Source organism: Paenibacillus sp. GbtcB18 (assembly GCF_019091125.1).
GTDB classification, from domain to species: domain Bacteria; phylum Bacillota; class Bacilli; order Paenibacillales; family NBRC-103111; genus Paenibacillus_F; species Paenibacillus_F chitinolyticus.
The window spans coordinates 1-274 of the sequence record NZ_JAGXJX010000319.1; the positions used below are offsets into that span (position 1 = coordinate 1).

Consider the following 274-nt stretch of genomic DNA (forward strand, 5'->3'; position numbering starts at 1 on the left):
TAACGCTTCTTGTCCACGTGATTCACCGATTTGACGAGCTTTCTTCTCATCAGCGAATGCCATGAAACGATCTCCCGCTTGTGGTACTTCGTTTAAGCCTGTAATTTCAACAGGAGTCGATGGACCAGCAACTTTTACACGACGACCAATATCACTTACCATTGCACGAACACGTCCGAATGAAGTACCAACAACGATTGGATCTCCAACTCGAAGTGTACCGTTTTGAACAAGTAATGTCGCGATAGTTCCTTTACCTTTATCAAGCTGTGCT

General features: G+C 44.5%; 1 pseudogene. It reads right to left on the reverse strand.

The features are described 5' to 3' along the window. A pseudogene (locus tag KVT34_RS30270) lies at positions 1-274 on the reverse strand (translation initiation factor IF-2); the annotation flags it as partial.